At 63.0% G+C, this 23,160-nt stretch carries 20 protein-coding genes and 2 pseudogenes; 13 read left to right on the forward strand and 9 right to left on the reverse strand.

Translation table 11 applies throughout. The features are described 5' to 3' along the window. Both DQ405_RS28685 and DQ405_RS27575 read right to left on the reverse strand, forming a co-directional pair. The coding region (locus tag DQ405_RS28685) for a DUF6402 family protein (protein ID WP_446730903.1) at positions 1 to 199 on the reverse strand (199 nt) is incomplete at its 3' end. Beyond that, positions 178 to 324 (reverse strand): annotated as a pseudogene (locus tag DQ405_RS27575) (PAAR domain-containing protein); the annotation flags it as partial. The pseudogene DQ405_RS27575 and the gene DQ405_RS28685, both read right to left, overlap by 22 nt. A gap of 481 nt (positions 325 to 805) precedes the next feature. Between DQ405_RS27575 and pnuC the strand changes: the two are divergent. From pnuC to DQ405_RS20690, 4 genes are all read left to right on the forward strand, one after another. Beyond that, positions 806 to 1,369, forward strand: coding sequence for a nicotinamide riboside transporter PnuC (gene pnuC, locus DQ405_RS20675; protein ID WP_168425914.1), 564 nt, complete (start codon positions 806 to 808; stop codon positions 1,367 to 1,369). Then, complete coding sequence (locus tag DQ405_RS20680) at positions 1,366 to 1,890, forward strand: AAA family ATPase (protein ID WP_168425915.1); 525 nt, start codon at positions 1,366 to 1,368, stop codon at positions 1,888 to 1,890. Before pnuC ends, DQ405_RS20680 begins: the two co-directional genes overlap by 4 nt. Before the next feature lie 487 nt (positions 1,891 to 2,377). Further along, positions 2,378 to 2,782 (forward strand): hypothetical protein, encoded by a 405-nt coding sequence (locus DQ405_RS20685; RefSeq protein ID WP_168425916.1) that lies wholly within the window; start codon positions 2,378 to 2,380, stop codon positions 2,780 to 2,782. 144 nt (positions 2,783 to 2,926) lie between these two features. Next, positions 2,927 to 4,408, forward strand: coding sequence for a YdgA family protein (locus DQ405_RS20690; RefSeq protein ID WP_168425917.1), 1,482 nt, complete (start codon positions 2,927 to 2,929; stop codon positions 4,406 to 4,408). Positions 4,409 to 4,663: 255 nt separating this feature from the next. Here the strand turns inward: DQ405_RS20690 and DQ405_RS20695 are convergent, their stop codons facing one another. Next, the gene (locus DQ405_RS20695) at positions 4,664 to 6,478 is read right to left on the reverse strand and encodes a bifunctional metallophosphatase/5'-nucleotidase (RefSeq protein ID WP_168425918.1); all 1,815 of its coding nucleotides are present in this window, start codon (positions 6,476 to 6,478) and stop codon (positions 4,664 to 4,666) included. Positions 6,479 to 6,698: 220 nt separating this feature from the next. Between DQ405_RS20695 and DQ405_RS20700 the strand changes: the two genes are divergently transcribed. Continuing rightward, on the forward strand, positions 6,699 to 7,184 hold the full coding sequence (locus DQ405_RS20700) for a DUF4126 family protein (protein ID WP_168425919.1): 486 nt from the start codon (positions 6,699 to 6,701) through the stop codon (positions 7,182 to 7,184). Positions 7,185 to 7,458: 274 nt separating this feature from the next. Here DQ405_RS20700 and DQ405_RS20705 read toward each other — a convergent pair whose 3' ends face one another. The 5 genes from DQ405_RS20705 to trpB form a co-directional block, all read right to left on the reverse strand. Beyond that, complete coding sequence (locus DQ405_RS20705; protein WP_168425920.1) at positions 7,459 to 8,247, reverse strand: hypothetical protein; 789 nt, start codon at positions 8,245 to 8,247, stop codon at positions 7,459 to 7,461. Between the two features lie 490 nt (positions 8,248 to 8,737). Beyond that, the gene (yghU, locus tag DQ405_RS20710; RefSeq protein ID WP_168425921.1) at positions 8,738 to 9,580 is read right to left on the reverse strand and encodes a glutathione-dependent disulfide-bond oxidoreductase; all 843 of its coding nucleotides are present in this window, start codon (positions 9,578 to 9,580) and stop codon (positions 8,738 to 8,740) included. A gap of 384 nt (positions 9,581 to 9,964) precedes the next feature. Then, positions 9,965 to 10,489, reverse strand: a complete 525-nt coding sequence (locus DQ405_RS20715; RefSeq protein ID WP_168425922.1) for an REP-associated tyrosine transposase — start codon at positions 10,487 to 10,489, stop codon at positions 9,965 to 9,967. A gap of 259 nt (positions 10,490 to 10,748) precedes the next feature. Next, positions 10,749 to 11,558 carry a tryptophan synthase subunit alpha gene (trpA, locus tag DQ405_RS20720; RefSeq protein WP_168425923.1) on the reverse strand — a complete coding sequence of 270 codons (810 nt, stop codon included), beginning with the start codon at positions 11,556 to 11,558 and terminating at the stop codon, positions 10,749 to 10,751. After that, a complete protein-coding gene (trpB, locus tag DQ405_RS20725) occupies positions 11,555 to 12,766 on the reverse strand; it encodes a tryptophan synthase subunit beta (RefSeq protein WP_168425924.1) in 1,212 nt (403 codons plus the stop codon). The genes trpA and trpB overlap by 4 nt, the downstream gene beginning before the upstream one ends. Positions 12,767 to 12,890: 124 nt before the next feature. Here trpB and DQ405_RS20730 point away from each other — a divergent pair, with 124 nt between their 5' ends. After that, entirely contained in the window at positions 12,891 to 13,796 is a 906-nt protein-coding gene (locus DQ405_RS20730; RefSeq protein WP_168425925.1) for a LysR family transcriptional regulator, read from the forward strand. Positions 13,797 to 14,031: 235 nt separating this feature from the next. Next, the gene (locus DQ405_RS20735) at positions 14,032 to 15,423 is read left to right on the forward strand and encodes a S8 family peptidase (RefSeq protein WP_168425926.1); all 1,392 of its coding nucleotides are present in this window, start codon (positions 14,032 to 14,034) and stop codon (positions 15,421 to 15,423) included. 33 nt (positions 15,424 to 15,456) lie between these two features. On the opposite strand, the gene galE is transcribed toward DQ405_RS20735, so the two are convergent. Beyond that, complete coding sequence (galE, locus tag DQ405_RS20740) at positions 15,457 to 16,524, reverse strand: UDP-glucose 4-epimerase GalE (RefSeq protein WP_168425927.1); 1,068 nt, start codon at positions 16,522 to 16,524, stop codon at positions 15,457 to 15,459. Positions 16,525 to 16,936: 412 nt separating this feature from the next. On the opposite strand from galE, the gene DQ405_RS20745 reads away from it, so the two are divergent. The 6 genes and pseudogenes from DQ405_RS20745 to DQ405_RS20770 all read left to right on the forward strand — a co-directional run bounded on the left by DQ405_RS20745 (position 16,937) and on the right by DQ405_RS20770 (position 23,131). Continuing rightward, positions 16,937 to 18,121 (forward strand): glycosyltransferase family 1 protein, encoded by a 1,185-nt coding sequence (locus DQ405_RS20745; protein WP_168425928.1) that lies wholly within the window; start codon positions 16,937 to 16,939, stop codon positions 18,119 to 18,121. Further along, a pseudogene (gene glf / locus DQ405_RS20750) lies at positions 18,109 to 19,349 on the forward strand (UDP-galactopyranose mutase). The gene DQ405_RS20745 and the pseudogene glf overlap by 13 nt, the downstream one beginning before the upstream one ends. 13 nt (positions 19,350 to 19,362) lie before the next feature. After that, complete coding sequence (locus DQ405_RS20755; protein ID WP_168425929.1) at positions 19,363 to 20,517, forward strand: beta-glucosidase; 1,155 nt, start codon at positions 19,363 to 19,365, stop codon at positions 20,515 to 20,517. After that, positions 20,514 to 22,319 carry an ABC transporter ATP-binding protein gene (locus tag DQ405_RS20760; RefSeq protein WP_168425930.1) on the forward strand — a complete coding sequence of 602 codons (1,806 nt, stop codon included), beginning with the start codon at positions 20,514 to 20,516 and terminating at the stop codon, positions 22,317 to 22,319. The genes DQ405_RS20755 and DQ405_RS20760 overlap by 4 nt, the downstream gene beginning before the upstream one ends. After that, complete coding sequence (locus DQ405_RS20765; protein WP_168425931.1) at positions 22,316 to 22,531, forward strand: KTSC domain-containing protein; 216 nt, start codon at positions 22,316 to 22,318, stop codon at positions 22,529 to 22,531. Before DQ405_RS20760 ends, DQ405_RS20765 begins: the two co-directional genes overlap by 4 nt. A gap of 384 nt (positions 22,532 to 22,915) precedes the next feature. Next, entirely contained in the window at positions 22,916 to 23,131 is a 216-nt protein-coding gene (locus DQ405_RS20770) for a dodecin (RefSeq protein ID WP_168425932.1), read from the forward strand. Positions 23,132 to 23,160: the final 29 nt, after the last annotated feature.

Consider the following 23,160-nt stretch of genomic DNA (forward strand, 5'->3'; position numbering starts at 1 on the left):
TGGGAGCGATACCATCGAAGTTCCAGAAGCCCAGCGGCTGGCTGAACACTGAGCCATCGTCGTTGAAGTCGTAGTTGTCCTCGGCATAGAACAGCAATGTTCTCGGGCGAAACAGAATGCGATCAGCATGCCGAGGAATGCAACCGGTTTGCCGTTGACCAAAATCGTGGCTTCGCCTTCTGATATCGCGCCGCCACAGCTACTGGCGTCGCCGACTCGGGCAGCAGGTAGGTTGTTGAATAAGACGTCCGGCGAACCAACCGCTATCGAGTTGGAAACCGTGACCGGGGATGGGGCAGGAGTGGGTGTCGGATAAGCGAGCAGCGGGCTTGGCCATACGAGTTCCTTTCGTAATCTATGAGTGGAGGCTCAAGACCCTAACAAGTCTGGCGGAGCTCATCGACTCCGCCATCCCGAGGAGTCCAACTTGTTAACGTTTCCGCCAGCTGATGGCGCTTTGCATCTTCTATCGCGAGCCAACGGAAAAAGGGGACAGATTAATTTATCCGTCCTCTCGCTTGCTGGTCGCGCTCAATCAGATCCAAACGTTATTTATAGCGAGGTAGTCTGGGAGTGGTGCGTGGAAAAGGCTCCGCCGTTGTCCACCCTACGCAATACCGAAGCGTCGGCGGAGCAGGCTAGTTTGGTGGCGCAGGGTGGACAACGCTTTGCTTGTCCACGCGTACTTTCAATGGCGATGCCTCGCATCTGTCCTACGGTTACTCCGAGTTGTCCCGGCGCGTATCAAGCAACGCCTTACACCTGCCGTATCATGCCCACCCGTTTCTACCGCTGACCCAGCCCCATGACCACCCTCGAACTCATCGCCTCCGTCCTCGGTGTGCTCGCCGTCTGGCTTACCGTGCGGCAGAACCCGCTGTGCTGGCCCATTGGGTTGGTAATGGTATCGCTCTATGCCTGGTTTTTCTTTGAGGCGCGGTTGTATTCGCAGGTGTTGCTCAACGGTGTGTTCGCCGCCATGCAGTTGTATGGCTGGTGGCAGTGGACGCGGGGCAGCGGTGGGGAAGGCGGCCGGCCTGTGGTGGGCGCGACGGCGATGGAGGTGGGCGCGGGCCTGGCTGTGGCGGTGCTGGGTGGCGTTGGACTGGGCTTGGTGATGGCGACTACTACCGAAGCGGCTTATCCATGGCCGGATGCGACGCTGACAGCCTTCAGCCTGCTTGCGCAGCTGTGGATGGCGCTCAAGCGGTGGCAGTGCTGGGTGTTGTGGATCGTGGTGGACACGCTCTACGTCGGGTTCTTCCTGTTCCAAGGCTACTGGCTCACCGCGGGGCTTTACGGGTTGTTCACCCTGCTGGCGATCGCGGGCATACGCGAATGGCGGCAGGTGAGGCTCGCGGTCCGATGAAAGTATTGGTGCTCACCGGAGCCGAGTCGACGGGTAAGAGTTGGCTCGCCGCGCGGTTGCAGCAACGCTTCGGTGGGGTGGTGGTGGGCGAGTATGTCCGTCATTTCATCGAGCAGGAGCAGCGCGACACCTGCTTGGACGATATTTCCGCAATCGCGCGAGGCCAGCTCCTGTGGGAAGACGCCGCGCGCAGCACGGCGCCTGAGCTGCTGATCCTCGATACGCATCTGCTGAGCAACATGGTCTGGAGCCAGACGCTGTTCGGCAGCTGCCCGGCGTGGCTGGAGAATGAGCTGCTCGCGCGGCGGTATGACCAGCGTTTGCTGCTGTCACCGGAAGGCGCCGAGTGGCATGCCGATGGTCAGCGTTGCCAACCGGATGTCGGCGAGCGCTGGCACTTTCATGAGGCTTGCCGAACCTGGCTTGAGCGGCATCAGCAGCCGTTTGTGGAGATTGCCGGGGATTGGGCCAGGCGTGAGCAGCAGGCCGTTGCTCATGTTCGCGTCCTGCTCGGGCGATGAACTGACGAACTACAAGATCGAGCCATATGACTCGGCGCCGCAGCTGCAAGCGAGGGCTGCTCGGGCTTGCTTCGAGACTCACCCATTGCACGAGCAAACGGCTGGCTTTGCTCCGCTATTTGAATTGCCCGCCATGGGATTTATCGCACCGACCACGTTCTCATGTGAGGGGCGTTGAGGCTTTTCCAGCAACCTTGGCTAGTGGCTAGTACGGTTAAAACGTTTCTCCATGGATTCAAGCCGGCCCGCAATCTTGTAGGAGGCGCGCCCCGCGGCGAATGCAGCCCGCAGGGCTGTCAAGTTGTAGTGTCGCGGTGTAGGGCAAAGGCTTCGCCCCGAGGTCGGGCCTCCCACAGGTAAGGCTCAACCTGCGAACTTGAGCTAGCCAACTAACCGTACAGGCCACTAGTTTGCAAAAGAGCCGCCGCGCCGCATCGCCGGATTCGGTGGGCCAGCAAGGCCCGGCCATTCGATAAAGGAGAGGCACGTGGACAGTCGAGGGTTTGTTTGGGCGCATTTCAAGCTCAATGCCGAGCAGCGCCTGCGCGGCTTCAATTTCTTCGTGGTGCTGGCGATCTTTGCCGATGGCGGTGTGCTGGCCGCCTTGGAGCGGGGTTTCTCGCCAGGCTTGCTGATGTTGCTGGGTGCCTTCACCGTGTTGCTGGCGATAGTGTTCTGGCTGGTCGATGCGCGCAGTCGCCAGCTGTTGCAACTGACCATCACGGCGCTCAAAGAGATCGAGTCCGAGTTTCCCGCCAGCTACCGAATTTTTGCCAACGATGCGCTGGGGCAGAACCCGGTCATCAGCTATACCTTCGCCATTCGTGCGCTTCTGTTGGCGCAGATGGGGTTTGGCCTGGGCGTGGTGATCTATGGATTGTATCGGTGGTGATGGCGCGGTTTGTTGTCGCGTTCTCACGCTTTTGATTCCGTTGCATCGCGCGCTGGAGGCTACGCAGCCTCGCTGATAGAGTGCCGCCGCTCGCCAACTATCGGCTGACAGGACGTCTGCCCAGCCGCTGCACAGGATGCTTCAATGAAAAAGCTCGCACTCGCCGTTGCCGTACCCCTGGCCCTTTTCGGGGCCGCCACCTTCTACACCAGCACCCAGGTCGAATCGACCGCCCGCGACGCCGTCGACCAGGCCAACGTCAAGCTGCGCGAAATGAGCGTTGGCGCCGGTGCCGACGTCAGCTTGAAGTTGCTCAGCTTCGACCGCGGCCTGCTGTCCAGCGCCGCCCGCTACCAGATCGATGTTGAAGTGCCTGATGATGAAGGCAACACCAAGCAGTACTCGGTCATCCTGCAGGACCGCCTCGAGCACGGTCCATTCCCCGTCTCGCGTCTGGCTCGTGGCCAACTGATGCCGGTCGCTGCTCAGAGCCATTTTCAGCTTGAGCGGACACCGCTGACCGAAAAGCTCTTCGACGCCGCTTCGGGCGAAACGCCGCTGGTGGGCGACGTCGCCATCGGCTACGACGGCGGCCAGTCCGGCGAGCTGCGTTCGGCCGCCCTCAACATGCAGAACGAAGACGGCACCGTCCGTGTCGCCGCCGGCACTGTCACCTTCGATGCGTCGAAAGACGCCACCGATGTGCGCATGGACGGTGAACTGCCGGAAGTCGATATCAACCTGCAACGCAGCGACAGCGGTAAGCCAGTGCGCGTGAGCCTGCTCGGTTTCGGCCTGAGTATTGATAAGCAGGACTACGCCGACGGCTTCGGTGAAGGTCCGTCTGCCATTACGCTCGAACGTATGGAAATCCAGGCCGGCGACGAGCCCGCGGTGGTCATCCAGAAAGCCTCCATCGACGAAATGCTCAGCCGTGGCAACCGCGGCCTTGACCAGACGTTCGCCTACCGCATCGGCGAGGTGAGCGCGCAGGGCCAGACCTTGCGTAACCTCGTCGTTGCCTTCAGCCTGCGCAATCTAGAGGAAAGCAGCGTCAAGGCGCTGGTCGACAGCTACAAGGAAATTCTCGACAGCAGCCCCACCCCGCAAGATGCGCTCGCCAGCATGACCGACGCCCAGCAGCAGGAGCTGCAGGCGCTGGCCCTGCAACTGCTCGAGCACAATCCCACCCTGGCGCTCGACGAGTTCGGCTTCGAGACCGCGCACGGCGCTGCCCGCCTGTCCGTTGTGCTCGACCTGCGCAGCCCGAGCGACGATGCGTTCACGCCTGACGTGATGATCACCAGCATGCTCGCTTCGCTCAAAGCCGAGGCCGGCATCGACAAGAGCCTCGTGCGCGATGTTGCAGGGTTGATTGCGCAGCGCCAGCAGGGCGGCGCCCAGGCAGACTCGGGTGCGGTGCAGCAGCAGGTTGATGCCACGACCGAGCTGTTCAGTGGTGTGGCGATCAATACTGGTTGGTTCCAGCTGCAAGGTGACCGCCTCGCCAGCTCGCTGCATTACGCCAACGACAAAGTGACCTTGAACGGCCGCGACATGAGCGTGCAGGAATTCATCGGCTTTGCCTTCGGTTCGGTACAGGGTGCCGGTCTGCTCGGTCAGTAAATTGCTGAACAAAACTGCTGAACAAATATGAAAGGCGGCCTCGAGCCGCCTTTTTTCATGCGTTGCGAAAAAGCAATGAGCCGGATTGCGAGGATCCAGGCTCAAGCGCCTTAACACCGGCTTCGGCGCGCGCAATAGAAGGGTCCTGGATGGCTGATGCAGCCATCCGTTTACTGGCTTGCCCCCTTCGATGCGCTCCCTCTAGAGGAGGTGACAGACCACCTATCCGCCTCTCTTGTTATTTAGCTGAGCAGATCAATCAACCCGCTGAATCCGTCCCTCGACACTCGCACCGAACGGCTGTAGCAGTGACTCGATGTAACTCACCAGCGCATCCAGATCCACCGGGCCGACGACGCGGTTGGTACCTTCGGTGAGTACGGTGAAGTTATCGCCGCCGCCCGCCAGGAAGGAGTTGACCGTGACCCGATAGATTGCCGCCGGGTTGATGAGCGCGCCGGCGGCGTCGCGCATCTCGATTACGCGGTTGCCTTCGGGGCGGCTGGCGGACCAGCTGTACTGGATACCGGAGGGTTTGAGCAGGCGAGGGTAGCTCTGGCCGATCCACTGCTGTTCGAGCATGGTCTTGATCTGCGCGCCGGTCAGGTCCATGGAAACCAGGTCATTGGCAAACGGCTGGATAGCGAACAGCTCACCCCAGCTCACCTCGCCACTCTCCAGGTCGGCGCGGATGCCGCCCGGGTTCATGAAGCTGATCTGGGCGTCGGTCGCTACGCGTTGAGCATCGGCGATGAGGTTGCCCAGCGCCGATTCGCCGGCCGGCGTTTCGGTGCGGGTGAGGGCGGTTTGCGCAAGCCCAACCACGCGAGCCACCAGCGGCTCGACTCGTGCGTCTGCTTGGGCCACCAGTGCGGTGACTTCTGGGTCCGGCGAAAGGCCTGGGCCCTGGTCGGCCCAGGTGGTTAGGATGGCAGCGGACTTCTCGACGATATCGCGGCTGCGGCGGCTGACTACCAGTTCGATATCCGCATAGGCGGTGCCCGCCGAGAACGCCTGGGTCACGAGGATCGGCTTGCCGCTGGCGTTGGGCACCAGCGCGTTGGTGAAGCCATGGGCGTGACCGGAAATCACCACATCCACCTCATCATCCAGGCGCTCGATGATGTCCACCACCGGCCCTGTCACCTCGTCCGCCTCAGGGTTGGTTGCGCCGTCGTAGCTGGTCTGCTGGCCGCCCTGGTGCAAGGCGACCACGATAGCGCGTATGCCTTGGCGACGCAGTTCCGCTACCGAGCGGTTGATGGCGTCCGCCTCGTCGATGAAGCGCAGGCCGGCGACGCCGCTCGGCGAGACGATGGACGGGGTTTCCTTCAGCACGGCTCCGATCACGCCGATGCGCACGCCGCCGGCATAGTAGATGGAGTAGGGCGGCAGCAGAGATTCACCAGTCGCCTGATCGATTACGTTGCTTGAAACCGTGGGGTAGCGGGCACCTTGCCATTCGTCTTCGAGGAACGGCCCGTTGGCGTGGTTGCCGCCGGTGAGCTGACGCAGCAGCTCGGTCTTGCCGTTATCGAACTCGTGGTTGCCGAGGGTGCCGATCAGGTTGCAGCGCTGCTGCGCGAGCGTCTGCGCGCTGCGGGACATTTCCATCTGGCGGCCGAACGGGCGGCAATGCGCATTGGCCAACAGGTTGAGCAGGCTGATCGAAGGCTCGTCGCGCAGCAAGGCGGAGTTGGGCGGGGAGGCGCCGACCTGATCACCGTCATGCACGATAAGGGTGTATTCGCCGCTGGCCGATTTCAGGTAGGAGGCGAGTACCGCAGCGCCGCCTGCAGGCCGTCCGGCCACGGTGCGCGGGGAGAGCTGGCCGTGAAAGTCGTTGATGCTCAGGATATTGACCGACACCACCGGCTCCGGTCGCCAGTCCGGCGCGCGCCAGCTGCGGCGCTCGCTGGCCCGCTGTCTGGCGCTCAGGCCGTCCTGCTGCTGGTCTCGGTAGTCCTGCTCAATGGAGCCGTGCTCGGGCAGTGCCTGTTGGGCCAGCGTTGGGCCGGCAAGGCCGATCAGGCTTACCGCGAACAGCCAATTCAGTACGCGCGTTTGCATTGTTGTTTCCTCGGTGCGGTGGGGTCGGACCGAAACTAGAAAGCGCGCGTGGCAGGTTGATGACCGCTTGTTGGCGTTTTGGCGAGAGGCGACGTGCGGTTTCGCTGATGTCAGCCGCCGCATCGCCCGGTAGTCATGTCGTCCGTCGCAAGTCGCGTGCCGCAACGAACGTTGGCAGCGAGCGTCCGGTCGCAATTAACAACCACCGGGAGAAACGGCAATGACATCCAGCAATCTGTTTTGGGGCGCCCTGGCGCTTGGCGCGGTGACGGGCATGCGCAGCATGCTGGCGCCGACGATGGTCAGCCGTGCTTTGGCTGCGCGGGACGATATGGATAACGTTGACGAGCCGGCGCGCACCTTGGCGTCGCGCCGCGCGCAGCAACTCCTGCTGCCAATGGCTGCCGCCGAATTGCTGGGGGACAAGATGCCCTTCGCACCGGATCGGACGATTGTTCCGTCGATGATGTTTCGCGCACTGTCCGGAGGGGTGACGGCGGCGGCCTTGGCCAGCGCACGGCGCGAGCCGGTATGGCTGCCGGCGCTGATCGGGGCGTCTGCGGCGCTGATTGCGTCCGAGATCGGGCTCAAGCTGCGCAAGCCTTACCAGAAGAAGGCGCTGACCAACGCCGCGCTGGGGCTGACGGAGGACTGTGTCGCGCTGACATTGGGGAGCGCCGGGATACGGCAGGCGCTGGAGCGATAGTCGAGGGCAACTGACCTAGAAGTGGAAGCCGCAAAGGTGGAAAAGGCGTTGCCGTTTTCCACCCTACACAAGTGTTGCAACGGCGATGGATGCTGCAGCTTGCATGCGCTTCGTAGGGTGGCTGAATAGCCCGATATCCGTCGGGTCTGTAGGCGAGCGTTTTCGCTTCAGCATGACCGTGATCGTTGCGCCAGCCGCGGAGAGATTCGGAGATGATCGCTGCCTATGGAAAACGGGCCGCAGTAAGCGGCCCGTGACTACGTAGCGTTGGCAATCAACCTGGCCGTTTGATCACACAGACACGATCGGTACAGGCCCCGGCCTGAGTCGCATCCATGCCTTGGGTGGCATCGCGCGTACCGACCGTCTCGCCAGCCAGACCGCCTCCGGTTGGAGCGGCAGTGGCGGCCGTTTCCGGATAGCCCGTGCCTGCTCGCTTGGCCGCGCTCCCGACACCGTAGCGGTCAGTCTCGGCTGGCCCCGTCGTGGTGGTATGGCCTGTAGCCGCCGCGCCGCCGACAGGTGCTCCCGTGTCAAGGTGCGCACTGCCCGCCGGCCGCGTATCGCTCGCGGTGTGGGTGGTCCCTGCGAAATGCTTGTCGAGATGACTGTCGCCGCCAGTCGCACCGGCATAAGGGCTGGTGGGTCCGGCATAGCCGGGCGTCGCGCCAGCACCGGCTCCGTTGTCATCGATGCTGAGCGCGCCGTTGTATTCCAGTGCATCCCGCGCACGGATCAGCTGATCTTCGTCATACACGTCAACCGCGATCACCAGAGAGCCCCGGCGCACGGCCTCAGGATAGGCGGTGGCGTGGCGGCGATGCTCATCGTGCGGTTCATGGCCGAACAGCGATTTGAAGAAATGCGCGACCTTGGATTCGTGATGCTCGCGGTCCAGAGTGCCGCCCGCAGTGGAGTAGGGCGCGTCATAGGCATGGATTTCAGCGCTATCGGCGCCTACTGAATGAATCTGCTCTTTCGCAATGCCCCGCGCCATCAGGTCGCCCTGGGTTCGAGTGGCATCGGTCAGCGTTGCGAACGCTGCTACCAATGTGTGTTTCATGGTTCACCTCGCGTTGTGTTGAACAACTGGGTAGACGAGCGCTGCGCTTATAGGCCTGACGACACGTCTGGGTGCGAGCAACCGGAAACGATGGCTGCCTCATCGGCGATCAAGAGCAACGCTCATGGATATTGGGTCTGGCTGTACCGCCATAGTTCAGCGAGGGAGGATCAGCGGTCGGAACGGCAAGTCGTTCCAAGCGACATTGCGGTGGCGCGGGTGGCGATTAGTCTTTCGATTGGACTGAGCGTTGCGGTGGCGTTGCAACACGCGGGTGCGAGCCGAAGCCGGTGGCAGGATCGCTCGGATTCAAGCTGTAGCTACTGCTGACGATCGAGCGGCGCCGATAGAAGCAAGCGGTAGGGTGGGCTGGGCGCCTTTCGGTTCAGCCGTTCAGTTGAACGTTGGTGGGCTGAAGCCCACCCTACGGCGACGGATATCGACGGGCGGAGAACGGCTCGTTTTCCGCCCCGATATTTCAATGTGCGGCTTAATCCAGGTCCGAAGCGTCGTGACGTTCGGGAGCCTGCTCCGACTCGTCGCCCCAGGTGCGGTTGACCTTGCGTCCGCGGACCACGGCGGGGCGCCCAGCCACTTCGGCGGCCCAGCGCTGTACATGCTTGTAATCCTGTACGGAGAGGAATTCGCCGGCCTCGTAGAGTTCGCCCTGGACCAGTACGCCGTACCACGGCCAGATCGCCATATCGGCAATGCTGTAATCATCGCCCGCGACGAAGCGGTTGTCGGCCAGCTGGCGGTCCAGTACATCGAGCTGGCGCTTGACCTCCATGGAGTAGCGGTTGATCGGGTACTCGTACTTCTCCGGCGCGTAGGCGTAGAAGTGCCCGAAGCCGCCGCCGAGAAAGGGCGCCGAGCCCATCTGCCAGAACAACCAGTTGAGGGTCTCGGTGCGGGTGCGGGTTTCCGTCGGCAGGAAGGCGCCGAACTTTTCCGCGAGATAAACCAGAATCGAACCGGACTCGAACACGCGCAGCGGTTCGCCGTCGACGCTGTGATCCGCCAGGGCTGGAATCTTCGAGTTCGGATTGATCTCGACGAAGCCGCTGCCGAACTGGTCGCCGTCGCCGATCTGGATCAGCCAGGCGTCGTATTCGGCGCCGCTGTGGCCGAGGGCGAGCAGCTCTTCGAGCATGATCGAGACTTTTACGCCATTGGGTGTGGCCAACGAGTAGAGCTGCAGCGGGTGCTTGCCGACCGGCAGCGGCTTTTGCTCCCGCGCGCCGGCGGTGGGAGCGTTGATACTGGCGAACTTGCCGCCCGAAGGTGCGTCGTGGGTCCAGACTTTCGGCGGTACGTAAGGGGTATCAGGCATGGACAATCTCCTCGAGCGGGTACTGGGGATGTGCAGGGCATGCTACGCGTTCGGCCATCGCTGCCGAAATCAAGCAGATCGATATTGGTCATCGATGAGGAATGGTTTGTTCTGCGATGTTCAAACGACCAAGTCCCGAAGGCCCGCAGCAGGGTATGTAACCCCTGATTCCGTGACAAACTCGTAGGGTGGGCTTCAGCCCACCAAAACCATCGGGCGGCGTTGATGGGTCAGGTTGTTCGCTTGGCTCCGCGGCAGGCGGTGGGCTAAAGCCCCACCCTACGGCTGCGGTCTGGGCGTGGCGTCGGTGATATCACGACCCTTGTAGGGTGGGCTTCAGCCCGCCAAGACCGAGATGCCCGTGAAGGCAGAGATGAACGACGATTACTCACCAAAGCAGCCATCGGCCACCGTGCTACCTACCCAGTCGCCTCGCACTAGCCCGTTCTTCACGTATCGTTCGAAGCTCGAATAGGGCCAATCGGCAACCCGCTCGACCAGGCCATGCTTGACCGGGTTGTAGTGAATGTAATCAACGTGGCGCTGCAAGTCGGATGCATCCCGTATCTGGTGCTCCCAGTACCGGCGCTGCCAGATGCCTTTCTCGCGTTTGCGGACCTTGCTTGGGTTTCGACTGTGCGCGGGTAATTGTCGGGAGAAGGTGCTTTTCAACAGGCTCCAGCGGCCAGCAAAGTCGGAGTCGCCGTCCGGAAGCGTCCAGATGGCATGCAGGTGATCGGGCAGGACGCAGATGGCGAGGGTGCGGAATGGGTGGGCTTGCTGCGCCTGGCGGTAAGCATGACGAAGATGGTCTATCTCTTCGACGAGTAGTCGGGACCGGCGGTCAGCCAATGTCACGGTGAAAAACCAGGTGCCGCCGGGCACCTGGCTTCGGCGGTAGTTGGACATGGAGGCCTCCTTGCCTACATGGATATGGCGATTGGGGCATAGCGGAAAAGGTGGGCTTAACGGTGTTGAAGTTGGGGTTCGACGCGCGACGGTGGGCTGAAGCCCACAAGGAAACCCCTCCCTACGGTCCGCCGGGGTTCGGAGCAATGGGGCCGGTCGAGACGCTTTTGTAGGGTGGGCTTTAGCCCACCAGCTTTGAGCTCGAGGGGTGAGGCAATGGTGGGCTGAAGCGGAGCGCCGCCCGGCCCACCCTACCGGTTCACCCGCGGGCGGCGCGTACGCCTCCGGATAGCTCTCGGCAAAGGCCAAGAACGCCTTTAACGGCTTCGTCAGAGCTTCCAGCACTGGCGATCTTGTCGATCAATGCGGAGCCGACCACCACGCCATCGGCCAGACGGGCAATGGCCGCCGCCTGCTCCGGTGTGCGGATGCCGAAGCCGATGCACAGCGGCAGATCGGTGTGGCGTTTGAGGCGCGCGACGGCTTCTTCGACGTGCTCCAGGGTGGCGGAACCCGCCCCGGTCACGCCGGCCACCGAGACGTAATAGACGAAGCCCGAGCTGCCGTTAAGAACGACAGGTAGGCGCTTGTCGTCGGTGGTCGGGGTGGTCAGGCGGATGAAGTCGATGCCCGCGGCCTGGGCCGGGTCGCAGAGATCTTCGTTATGTTCCGGCGGCAGGTCGACGACGATCAGACCATCCACGCCCGCTTCCACGGCTTCGGCCAGGAAGCGCTCGACGCCCATTTTGTGGATCGGGTTGAAATAGCCCATCAACACCAGCGGCGTGTCTTGATTGCCCTGACGGAACTCGCGGACCATCTGCAGGGTTTTCGCCAGGTCCTGCTTGGCGGCCAGGGCGCGGATGTTGGCCAGCTGGATCGCCGGGCCGTCTGCCATCGGGTCGGTGAAAGGCATGCCCAGCTCGATCACGTCGGCGCCCGCGGCGGGCAGGCCTTTGAGGATTTCCAGCGAGGTGGCGTAATCCGGGTCGCCAGCGGTCACGAAGGTCACCAGCGCGGCGCGGTTTTCCTGTTTCAGCTGGGCGAAGCGCGTCTGCAGGCGGCTCATATATGTTCTTCCTGTTCGTCGTAGTGGTGCATGACGGTCTGCATGTCCTTGTCGCCGCGACCGGAGAGGTTGACCACCATCAGGTGATCCTTCGGCAGGGTCGGTGCGCGCTTGAACACCTCGGCCAGCGCGTGGGCGCTTTCCAGGGCCGGGATGATGCCTTCCAGGCGGCAGCACTTGTGGAAGGCGGCGAGCGCTTCGTTGTCGGTGATCGAGGTGTACTCGACACGGCCGATGTCGTGCAGCCAGGCATGCTCGGGGCCGATGCCTGGATAGTCGAGGCCGGCTGAGATCGAGTGGGCGTCGATGATCTGACCGTCTTCGTTCTGCAAGAGGAAGGTGCGGTTGCCGTGCAGTACGCCGGGGACGCCGCCATTGAGGCTCGCGGCATGCTGGCCGGTCTCGATGCCGTGGCCGGCCGCTTCTACGCCGATGATCTTCACGCCCTGGTCATCAAGGAAGGGGTGGAACAGGCCCATGGCGTTGGAACCACCGCCGATGCAGGCCACCAGCGAGTCGGGCAGACGGCCTTCCTGGGCTTGCAGTTGGTCGCGGGTTTCCTTGCCGATCACGGCCTGGAAGTCGCGCACCATGGCCGGATAAGGGTGCGGGCCGGCGACGGTGCCGATCAGGTAGAAGGTGCTGTCGACGTTGGTCACCCAGTCGCGCAGGGCTTCGTTCATCGCATCTTTCAAGGTGCCGGTACCGGCGGTGACCGGGATCACTTCGGCACCGAGCAGCTTCATGCGGAAGACGTTGGCCTGCTGACGATCGATGTCGGTGGTGCCCATGTAGATCACGCACTGCATGCCGAAGCGCGCAGCAACGGTGGCGGTGGCCACGCCGTGCATGCCGGCGCCGGTCTCGGCGATGATGCGCTGCTTGCCCATGCGCTTGGCCAGCAGGATCTGGCCGATGCAGTTGTTGATCTTGTGCGCGCCGGTGTGGTTCAGCTCTTCACGCTTCAAGTAGATCTTCGCACCGCCGCAATGCTCGGTCAGGCGCTCGGCGAAATACAGTGGGGAAGGGCGACCGACATAATCGCGCTGGAAATAGGCCAGCTCTTTGGCGAATTCGGGATCGGTCTTGGCTTTTTCGTATTCGGCGGCCAGCTCATGAATGAGCGGCATCAGGGTTTCGGCGACGTACTGACCGCCGAAGTGGCCGAACAGGCCCTTGGCGTCAGGGCCGTTGCGCAATGAGGTCATGGTCATCTCCTGCAGGGAAGCGGTGCTCCGCGTAACGGCGGATGCGCGATAGGGTGAAAATTAACCGACTTGCGGTCCGATAAAAAGCGATAAGATCGCCGCAATCTGTCAGGAAAACTCACCGATGAGCCAAGAACTTCCTCCGCTTAATGCACTGCGCGCCTTCGAGGCTGCGGCACGCTTGCAAAGCGTAAGCCAGGCGGCAGTCGAACTCAGCGTGACCCATGGGGCGATCAGTCGGCAGATTCGCCTGCTGGAAGAACACCTAGGCGTTGTCCTGTTCAGCAAGGAAGGTCGCGGCGTAAAACTCACCGATGCCGGGCTGCGACTGCGTGATGCGACGGGCGATGCCTTCGAGCGGCTGCGGGGGGCTTGTGTTGAGCTGCGCCAGCAGACCGCCGATGCGCCTTTCGTGCTGGGTTGCCCGGGTAGCCTGCTGGCGCGCTGGTTCATCCCGCGACTGGATCGTCTCAACCGTGAACTGCCGGATCTGCATTTGCAGCTGTCGGCGAGCGAGGGTGAGCTGGACCCGCGGCGCGCCGGCCTCGACGCCACGCTCTGGTATGCCGAGCCGCCCTGGCCGGCGGACATGCAGGTGCACGAGTTGGTCGTCGAGTGCATCGGGCCGGTATTGAGTCCGCACCATCCACGCTGTGCCGCCCTGAGCCAGGCGCAACCGGGCGAGCTGCTTGGCGAGCCGCTGCTGCACACCGTATCGCGTCCTCAGGCCTGGCCGGCCTGGGCGATCGGCAACGGCCTCGATCCGGCCCGATTGCAGATGGGCCAGGGTTTCGAGCATCTCTATTTCCTGCTGGAAGCGGCGCTGGCAGGACTCGGCGTGGCCATCGCGCCGCAACAGCTGGTGGCTGACGATCTGCGCCAGGGGCGCTTGCTGGCGCCTTGGGGATTTGTCGAGACCCGCGCCAGGCTGGCCCTCTGGGTACCGTCCCGCCGGCTGGATCGCCGTGCGGAGCGGCTGGCCGAGTGGCTGCGCAACGAGCTGAGCGGCAGGGAAGCAGCAGAGCGGTAGCGGCGGGCCAAGCGTTTCGATGGGTGTCGGTGGATGGGCGGTCAGATGGGGAATGTCGGTGTCTCTCGGTGGGCTGAAGCCCACCCTACGGGCTAGGTCACCGACAGGCGGCGAGCCGTTTGTCCGTTGTCACTCAACCGCCGCTGTCGCTGCCGATACAGTCGTTATCGTCCCTCCCTGGGACCTGCCTGGCGATTCGGCGCAGGCTATCTGCAGTTGTTCGAGGAGAACAGTGATGGTCAAGAAGCGGCGTGTCGGTCTTTGTCTGTTCGTTGTATTGGCAGCTGGCGCAGAGCAGGTAGCGGCCAAGCCGAACCCGGCGGTAGACGCCTCACTCAAGGCGGGCAGAGCCTTCGTCGAGGGCGAGCTGCTGGTGCAATTCAAGCCTGGCGCGTCGGAGGCGGCAAAGAGTGCCGCGCTGAGCAAGCAGGGCGCCAAGGCGGCACAGAAGCTGCTCGACAAGGCGGCCCGCAAGGACGCCAAAGGCGATCTGGTGCAGGCCAAGCTGGGCAAAGGCAAGAAGGTGAATGCGGCGCTCATCGCACGGCTCGCTGCCGATCCTGCGGTGGCCTTCGTCGAGCCCAACTGGATCTATCATCGCCAGCTCGCCAACCCCAAAGATCCGGGACTGAGCCTGCTCTGGGGCATGCAGGGCGCGACCACGTCACCGGCCTCGCCTTACGGTAGCGGCGCGCTAGGCGCCTGGAATGCCGGAGCGTTGTGCTCGAACAAGATTCACATCGGCATCATTGATGAAGGCGTCATGACCGCCCACGGTGACCTGCGCGCCAATACCTGGATCAATCCGGGCGAAGGCAGCCGCGCTGACCGCAAGGACAATGACCGAAACGGTTACATCGACGACATTCAGGGTTGGGATTTCGCCGCCAACAACGCCAGTATCTACGACGGACCGGCAGATGATCATGGCACCCATGTGGCCGGGACTGTCGCCGCAGTCGCTAACAATGGCGTGGGCGTGTTCGGCGTATGCCCTACGGCCAAGCTCATTACCGCCAAGTTCCTCGGCGCCAACGGCGGCACGACGGCGGGTGCGGTAAAGGCCATCAATTACCTGACGAAGCTGAAGCTGGCGAAGAAGATCAATCTGGTCGCCACCAACAACTCCTGGGGCGGGGGTGGTTATTCGCAGGCGCTTTACGATGCGATCAAGGCCGCAGGTAACGCCAACATCCTGTTCGTTGCCGCTGCTGGAAATAGCGGACTCAACATCGATAAAACGCCCAGCTATCCGGCGAGCTACACGCTGCCAAACGTGATTTCTGTGGGCGCTATCGACAAGGCAGGCCGCCGTGCGAGCTTCTCCAACTATGGCGTGAACAATGTGCACATCGCGGCGCCGGGAGTGAGCATCGTGTCCACGGTGCCGACTTCCACCGGTGCGGCCGGCTATGCCTATATGAGCGGCACCTCGATGGCTGCGCCCCACGTGGCGGGTGCTGCTGCGTTGTACGCGTCGTTGAATCCTTGTGCGACGGCAGCGCAGATCCGCACGGCGCTTCTGAGGCTCGCAGTGCGTGATCCGCAGCTGACCGGGGTGGTTCAGCTGAACCGCCGGCTGGACGTGGCCAAGATCCGCCGTGAACTGGCCTGCAGCGCGTCCTGACATGACTCTCGATGGTCGCAACCGCACTGATGCCTAGCTCGCCAGCGCGGTTTCGGGGTTTGCTTCGGTCTTTCCGGTTGCGGTCTGTTCCACGGCATAACCCTGCGGATTGCGGCTCTGCCAGCGCCAGGCATCGGTGAGCATGGCCAGCAGGTCCTTCTCCGCCTGCCAGCCAAGCTCCTCCCGGGCCTTGGTCGGGTCTGACCAGCACTGAGCGATGTCGCCGGGGCGGCGCGCTTTGAACACGTGTGGCAGCCGTCGCCCGATGACTTCTTCGAACGCAGTCACCATCTGCCGTACGGAATAGCCTCGGCCGGTGCCGAGGTTCCACGTGGAAACACCGTGCACCAGGCTCAGCCGCTCCAGCGCCTTCAGGTGCCCCTTGGCCAAGTCGACCACGTGGATGTAGTCGCGCACACCGGTACCGTCCGGGGTCGGGTAGTCGGCGCCGTAGATGTTGAGTTGCTTGCGCCGACCGACCGCCACCTGAAGCATGTAGGGCAGGAGGTTGTTGGGCGTGCCGTTGGGGTCCTCGCCAATCAGGCCGGACTCATGCGCGCCGATGGGGTTGAAATAGCGCAGCAGGGCAATCGACCAGCGCGGATCGGATTCGGCCAAGCCTTTGAGTACGTTTTCCGCCATCAGCTTGGACTGTCCGTAGGGATTGGTCGGCAGGCCGGTCGGGCAGTTTTCGGTGATCGGCATCTTGGGCGAATCGCCGTAGACCGTGGCCGACGAGCTGAACACCAGCTTGAAGATGCCCGCTTCGGCCATCGCCTGACACAGCGCAATGCTGCCGCTGACGTTGGTCTCGTAATAGCGCAGGGGCTCGCGCACGCTTTCGCCGACAGCCTTGAGCCCAGCGAAGTGCAGCACCGCGGTCACCGGGTATGAGGCGAACAGTGCATTGAGCAGCGAGCGGTTGCGCACGTCACCCTTGACGAACTGAGCCTTGCGGCCGGCGAGCGCTTCGACTCGGTCCAGCGCGATCTTCGAACTGTTGCAAAGGTTGTCCAGCACCAGTACTTCGTGGCCCGCCAGGAGCAGTTCCAGTACCGCATGGGACCCGATGTAACCGGCTCCGCCCGTTACGAGAATCATGTGTGTCTACCTCGCATACCGAATATTCGACGCGCACGGAGATACACCGCTGACCGTATGAGCGCGGCCGCTGCAAGCATCTCCAGGGTTGGTGTCGGCGAGTCGGGCGGTGCTGACTGCTGAAGCACACGGCGCCGATGCCGGGGTAAATCAGGCGTCCTGTGATAGGGACGGGGGAAGGTGCGAGCAAGTTCCAACGAGGCGGCGGTCAGCCGATGACCGACCTCCCGGTTGCGCTACGGGGAACCTTGGCTCGCCCTGTGTCGTCCATAGCCGGCGAGCTGCGCTTGGGATCGCCACCGCTGTTCAGGCTGCAGCGCGCCTCGACTCTTCCTACCTACGCAGGCTGCGGGGGTTTATGCGATGCGGCAGAAGGGACTCTGGAGGACTTCGCCATCTGTACGAGGTAGCCATGAGCTGGGCCGGCCCTTATCAATACGAGATTGGAAAATCCCCGGACAAGCGGGAAACGCCGCCCGAAGTTGTTTTCGATGAGCGGGTGCCGACGCTGCTGTGTCTTTCGCATCTTCGCTGGAGCTTTGTCTATCAGCGCCCCCAGCACCTGATGTCCCGGTTCGCGCGGGATTTCAACGTGCTGTTCGTCGAGGAGCCGATTCCCACCGAGGACGCCCAGCCCTGGCTGGAAGTGCGTCCCGAGGAAAACGACGTGCAGGTGCTGGTTCCGCGCCTGCCGCAGGGCTGCGAGGGCGATACGGCGTTGCGCGTACAGCGCGACCTGCTCGATGGCTATCTTCACAAGCTCGGCGTCAACGAGCTGTTGCTCTGGTACTACACGCCCATGGCGTTGGGCTATGCCGGGCATCTGAAGCCCAAACTCACCGTCTATGACTGCATGGACGAGTTGTCCGCCTTCCGCGGCGCGCCACCGGAACTGGTCGAGCGCGAACGCGAACTGCTGCAGCGCGCCGACCTGGTCTTCACCGGCGGCTACAGCATCTGGGAAGCCAAGCGCAAATTGCACGACAACGCCCACGCCTTTCCCAGCAGCGTCGACGTGGCGCATTTCGCCGAAGCGCGGCGGACTCAGGCCGATCCCGATGACCAGGCGGAGATCCCGCAGCCTCGGCTCGGTTTCTACGGCGTGATCGATGAGCGCTTCGATATCCAGCTGGTCGCCGAGGTCGCGGAAAAACGCCCCGACTGGCAGTTCGTGCTGGTCGGCCCGGTGGTCAAGATCGATCCGGCGGACCTGCCGCAGCGCGACAACATTCACTACCTGGGCGGCAAGACCTACGACGAATTGCCGCGCTATCTGTCTGGCTGGGACGTGGCGATCATGCCGTTCGCCATGAATGAATCGACGCGTTTCATCAGCCCGACCAAGACCCCCGAATACCTGGCTGGCGGCTGCCCGGTGGTGTCCACGCCGATCAAGGACGTGGTGCGCACCTATGGCGATACCGAGATCGTCCATATCGCCGACACGCCCGATGCGTTCATCGATGCGGTGGAAAAAGCGCTGGCCGACGCGGAAGACCGCGACCGTCTGCTGAAGACCGCCGACGAGATTCTTGGCGACATGTCCTGGGACCATACCTGGGCGTTGATGAAGGAGAAGATGCAATGCGCGATGTGAGCCTGCGAGACAGCAATCCCGAGCACGCAGGCGGTGGCGCCAGCAACGGCTCGTCCAGTGGCCGCCGCGGCTTCGATTACCTGATCGTCGGTGCCGGTTTCGCCGGCAGCGTACTGGCCGAGCGCCTGGCGGCGGGGCTGAACAAGCGCGTGCTGGTGGTCGATCGGCGCCCGCACATCGGCGGCAATGCCTATGACCACTACGATGAAGCCGGTGTACTGATCCATCGCTACGGCCCGCACATCTTTCACACCAACGCCCAGCGCATCGTCGACTACCTGTCGCGCTTTACCGAATGGCGGCCGTACGAGCATCGCGTACTGGCACAGGTGGACGGCCAGGAAGTGCCGATCCCGATCAACATGACCACGCTGAACAAGCTCTATGGCCTGAGCATGACCACCGAGCAGGAAGCAGCTGATTTCCTCGCCAGTCGTGCCGAGCCGGTGGATGACATCCAGACCAGCGAAGACGTGGTGATCAACGGCATCGGCCGTGAGCTGTATCAGAAGTTCTTCCGCGGCTATACCCGCAAGCAGTGGGGGCTGGACCCATCGCAGCTGGACAAGTCGGTGACCTCGCGCATCCCGACGCGCACCAATACCGATGACCGCTACTTCACCGATACCTTCCAGCAGATGCCCAAGTACGGTTATACGAAGATGTTCGAGAAGATGCTCGCGCATCCGAACATCAAGGTGATGATCAACACCGATTATCGGGAAATCCGCGACGAGGTGCAGCACGATCACCTGATCTTCTGCGGGCCGATCGACGAGTATTTCGACTACCGCTTCGGCAAGCTGCCGTACCGCTCGCTGAAGTTCGAACACAAGCAGCTCGACCAGGAGCAGTTCCAGGCCGTCGGCACGGTCAACTACCCGAGCGAGGACGTGCCCTACACGCGTATCAGCGAGTACAAGCACCTCACCGGGCAGGTCCATCCGAAGACCAGCATCACCTACGAATACCCCTCGCCGAGGGCGATCCGTACTACCCGATCCCACGGCCGGAAAACGCCGAGCTGTACAAGCGCTACCAGAAGCTCGCCGACGAGACGCCGGGCGTGACCTTCGTTGGGCGTCTCGGCACCTACAAGTACTACAACATGGACCAGGTGGTGGGGCAGGCGCTGGCGCTGTACAAACGCATCGAGGAAGCCGAGCGCGGTCCTGAGCCCGGCGAAAGCACCGAACACAGCCAGTCGCTGGCTGAACAGGCACCCTGAGACGAGGCGCAAGATGCATCAGCCCACGCTGTTCAAGAGCTTTTTCATGGGGGGATTCGAATGCTCCAGTCACCGCCGCAGCGACGGCCGGCGTCTCGATCTGCTCGCTGCTACTGGACACGATCGCTGGGCCGCCCATGACTATGCGGTGCTGCATCGTCATGGCCTGCACAGCGTACGCGACGGCCTGCGCTGGCACCTGATCGAGCAGGTGTCCGGCGAATACGACTGGTCGAGCTTCCTGCCGATGCTGCAGGCGGCGCAGCGTCAGGGCACCCAGGTCATCTGGGACCTGTGCCATTACGGCTGGCCGGACAATGTGGATATCTGGCGGCCGCAGTTCGTCGAGCGTTTCGCCCGCTATGCCGCGGCGGCGGCGCAGCTGATCAAGGATGAAACCGATACGGTGCCCTTCTATGCGCCGCTCAACGAAATCTCGTTCTGGGCCTGGGCCGGTGGTGATGAGGCGTATTTCAACCCGATGACCCGCGGCCGAGGCTTCGAACTAAAACATCAGCTGGTGCGCGCGACCATCGCGGCGATGGAAGCGATCCGTGACGTGGAGCCGCGGGCACGTTTCGTTCAGGTCGATCCGGCCATTCACGTGGCGGCGAGCAACGACCGCCCCGGCCCGCAGCGCGAGGCGGAGCGCTATCGTCAATCGCAGTTCGAAGCCTGGGACATGCTCTGCGGCGAGGCCTGGCCCGGCCTCGGCGGTGCACCGCATTACCTCGACGTGCTCGGGGTGAACTATTACTCGGACAACCAGTGGTACCACGGTGACGGCCGCACCATTGAACGCGATAACCCGGACTACCGTCCCTTCAAGGGCATCCTCACGGAGATCTGGCAACGCTATAAGCGCCCGCTGCTGATCGCCGAAACCGGCGCCGAGGGTGACGTGCGCGGCGACTGGCTGCGTTACGTCAGTGAGCAGGCCGGGCTGGCCATGCAGCGCGGGGTTCCGGTCGAAGGCATCTGTCTGTATCCGGTGCTGGACTACCCCGGCTGGACCGATGATCGCCACTGTCCGGTCGGCCTGTTGGGCTTCCCGGACGAAAACGGTAACCGCTGCGTACACGAAGGCCTGGCCGACGAGCTGCGACTACAGCAGACGCGTTTCAGCCAGCTCAACCACGCCCCGCAGCTCGCCGAAACATTGCCATGAACGCCCCGGCTCAGGCGCCCAAGGCGAAGCCACACGCGGTGCCGCTGCCGAGCCGACCGATAGCCTTTCTGTGGCACTACATCTGCGTGCGGCCTTGGCATTTCGGCGGTCTGCTGGCGTTGATCGTCGGCGCTGCCAGCTGTGCGGTGGCCGTGCAGTACGGCATGAAGCTGCTGGTCGATGCCATGGCTCAGGGCTCCTCGGATCGCGGCGCTGCCAACGTCTGGTTTCCGCTGGGGTTGTTCGTCGGCCTGATCGTCGTCGAAAACGTGTTCTGGCGCCTCGGTGGCTGGCTCGGCTGCCGTACCGTGGTGGCCAGCGTTGTGGATCTGCGCGTCGACCTGTTCAAGCATCTGACCGGCCACCCGATGCGATACTTCACCGAGCATTTCGCCGGATCGTTGGGCAATCGTATTTCCGCGGTGGGTCAGGCGGCTGGCGCCATCTACGGCGGTCTGGCATGGAAGATCGTACCGCCCATCGTCGATTTCATCGGTGCGGTGGTAGTACTGCTCACCGTTGACGTGCGGATGGCCGTGGCGCTGATTCTATTCGTCGCGATCGTCGCCGCGCTGATCACCGGCTTCGGCATCCGCGGGCGCTCAAAGCATCAACGCTTCGCCGCGCAGTCGGCGCGGGTCGGCGGTGAGCTGGTGGACGCGGTGTCCAATGTGTGGACCATCAAGGCATTCTCCGCCCGCGACCGCGAGGCCGAACGGCTCGCGCAGGAGATCGGTTACGAAGCGCGCGCTCAGCGACGCAGCTGGATGTACCTGGAAAAAGCGCGGGTGATGCACGACATCTGCCTGTCGGTGATGGCCGGCGGCATGCTGATCTGGGCGATCAGCCTGTGGGTCGGCGGGGAAGTGACCGCTGGCGACGTGGTGCTGGTCAGCGCGTTGACGTTCCGCATCCTGCATGGTTCGCGCGATCTGGCGCTGGCGCTGGTGGATGCGACCCAGCAGATTGGTGCCATCGATGACACGCTGCGCATCATCGTTCAGCCTCACGGCCTGGAGGACAGCGATGCACAGCTATTGCTGGCCGAAGGCGACATCACCTTTGCGGACGTCAGTTTCAGCTATCCCGATCGCGGCGCCGTGTTCCGTCATCTCGATCTGCATATTCCGGCCGGGGAGAAGGTCGGCGTGGTGGGCTCATCCGGGGCCGGCAAGTCGACCCTGATCAATCTCATCCAGCGGCTGGACGATGTGCAGGATGGGCGCATTCTCATCGACGGCCAGGACATCCGCAGCGTCAGCCAGGACAGCCTGCGCGAGAAGATCGCCGTGGTCCCGCAGGAAACCGCGCTGTTCAACCGCAGCATTCGCGAGAACATCCGCTACGGTCGCCCCGGTGCGACTGACGACGAGGTGGTCGAAGCGGCACGCAGCGCGTTCTGCGACAGTTTCATCCGCGAGCTGCCGCAGGGTTACGACACCCTGGTCGGCGAGCGCGGGGTGATGCTTTCTGGAGGCCAGCGCCAACGCCTGGGGATCGCTCGGGCGTTCCTGAAGGACGCACCGATCCTTATCCTCGATGAGGCCACGTCGGCGCTGGACACTCAATCCGAAGCGGAAATCCAGGCGGCGCTCAACAATCTTGTGCATCACCGGACCGTTGTCGCCGTGGCACATCGTCTTTCAACGCTGTCGAGCTTCGACCGGATCATCGTGTTGCGCGACGGTCAGATCGTCGAAGACGGCCCGCCGCATGAGCTGCGCAACCGTGGCGGCGCGTTTGACGCGCTGTGGCGCATGCAGGCCGAGGGCTTCAAGCAGCAGCCCGATCCGGCGGTATGAAGCGCGTCGCGGTTAAATCGCGCAGCCTCCGGGAGCTGGGTTACGACCCGGATGAGCAAGCGCTGGAGGTGCTGTTTCACAACGGCTCGCTATACCGCTACGAACAGGTACCCGCTGAGGTGGTACAGGCGCTGCTAGAAGCCGATTCCCTGGGGCGGTATTTCAATCAGATATTCAAGGCGCAGCATTACCGCTACCGGCGCCTCGAATAATCCGGCTGGGTTGATTGGCGAGCGTGGTGGCCTCGTGTGAGCGCCGTCTCGTAGGGTGGGCTTCAGCCCACCAGAGGGGTTGAGCTTACCGGTGAGCTAAAGCCCACCCTACGGTTCGAGGGCTTTTAGCCGCGAGGGCGGTCGTGAACATTTTCCGCATGAAAGCGCAGTCGTCGAACAGAAAACGACGAAACACCCACCCTACGGCCTTGGGGGTTTGCCGCCGCATTGGCTGGCTTGTACACGCATCCACCCCCGTCGAATCTCCTTATCGGTATTCCAATTGAGCCGCTGCGCTGAACTTCCGACGGGCTGGACGGGCCTCAATGGACAGGACGCGTCAATTCCGAGCGGAGGCTCCTCAGACCACAAGGGGATACATTCATGTCGGATCATCACACCTACAAGAAGATCGAGATCGTCGGTTCCTCGCGCACCAGCGTGGACGAGGCGATCCAGAACGGCATCGCCGAAGCCAGCAAAACGCTGCGCAATGTCGAGTGGTTCGAGGTCGGCGAAATTCGTGGTCATGTCGAAAACGGCAAGGTCGGCCACTATCAGGTCACCATGAAGGTCGGCTTTCGCCTCGCTGACAGCTGATCGCTTCAGGCCACCCGGCCAGCGCCTGA

Source organism: Pseudomonas sp. SST3, assembly GCF_003325755.1.

What these genes read in the sequence shown, in the direction of transcription:
- DQ405_RS20765 (WP_168425931.1), top strand. Translation starts at nt 22,316, where the DNA reads ATGAAGCGCGTCGCGGTTAAATCGCGCAGCCTCCGGGAGCTGGGTTAC.
- DQ405_RS20735 (WP_168425926.1), top strand. Translation starts at nt 14,032, where the DNA reads ATGGTCAAGAAGCGGCGTGTCGGTCTTTGTCTGTTCGTTGTATTGGCA.
- pnuC (WP_168425914.1), top strand. Translation starts at nt 806, where the DNA reads ATGACCACCCTCGAACTCATCGCCTCCGTCCTCGGTGTGCTCGCCGTC.
- DQ405_RS20760 (WP_168425930.1), top strand. Translation starts at nt 20,514, where the DNA reads ATGAACGCCCCGGCTCAGGCGCCCAAGGCGAAGCCACACGCGGTGCCG.
- DQ405_RS20705 (WP_168425920.1), bottom strand. Translation starts at nt 8,247, where the DNA reads ATGAAACACACATTGGTAGCAGCGTTCGCAACGCTGACCGATGCCACT.
- DQ405_RS20695 (WP_168425918.1), bottom strand. Translation starts at nt 6,478, where the DNA reads ATGCAAACGCGCGTACTGAATTGGCTGTTCGCGGTAAGCCTGATCGGC.
- yghU (WP_168425921.1), bottom strand. Translation starts at nt 9,580, where the DNA reads ATGCCTGATACCCCTTACGTACCGCCGAAAGTCTGGACCCACGACGCA.
- DQ405_RS20690 (WP_168425917.1), top strand. Translation starts at nt 2,927, where the DNA reads ATGAAAAAGCTCGCACTCGCCGTTGCCGTACCCCTGGCCCTTTTCGGG.
- DQ405_RS20730 (WP_168425925.1), top strand. Translation starts at nt 12,891, where the DNA reads ATGAGCCAAGAACTTCCTCCGCTTAATGCACTGCGCGCCTTCGAGGCT.
- DQ405_RS20680 (WP_168425915.1), top strand. Translation starts at nt 1,366, where the DNA reads ATGAAAGTATTGGTGCTCACCGGAGCCGAGTCGACGGGTAAGAGTTGG.
- DQ405_RS20770 (WP_168425932.1), top strand. Translation starts at nt 22,916, where the DNA reads ATGTCGGATCATCACACCTACAAGAAGATCGAGATCGTCGGTTCCTCG.
- galE (WP_168425927.1), bottom strand. Translation starts at nt 16,524, where the DNA reads ATGATTCTCGTAACGGGCGGAGCCGGTTACATCGGGTCCCATGCGGTA.
- DQ405_RS20700 (WP_168425919.1), top strand. Translation starts at nt 6,699, where the DNA reads ATGACATCCAGCAATCTGTTTTGGGGCGCCCTGGCGCTTGGCGCGGTG.
- trpA (WP_168425923.1), bottom strand. Translation starts at nt 11,558, where the DNA reads ATGAGCCGCCTGCAGACGCGCTTCGCCCAGCTGAAACAGGAAAACCGC.
- trpB (WP_168425924.1), bottom strand. Translation starts at nt 12,766, where the DNA reads ATGACCTCATTGCGCAACGGCCCTGACGCCAAGGGCCTGTTCGGCCAC.
- DQ405_RS20755 (WP_168425929.1), top strand. Translation starts at nt 19,363, where the DNA reads ATGCATCAGCCCACGCTGTTCAAGAGCTTTTTCATGGGGGGATTCGAA.
- DQ405_RS20715 (WP_168425922.1), bottom strand. Translation starts at nt 10,489, where the DNA reads ATGTCCAACTACCGCCGAAGCCAGGTGCCCGGCGGCACCTGGTTTTTC.
- DQ405_RS20745 (WP_168425928.1), top strand. Translation starts at nt 16,937, where the DNA reads ATGAGCTGGGCCGGCCCTTATCAATACGAGATTGGAAAATCCCCGGAC.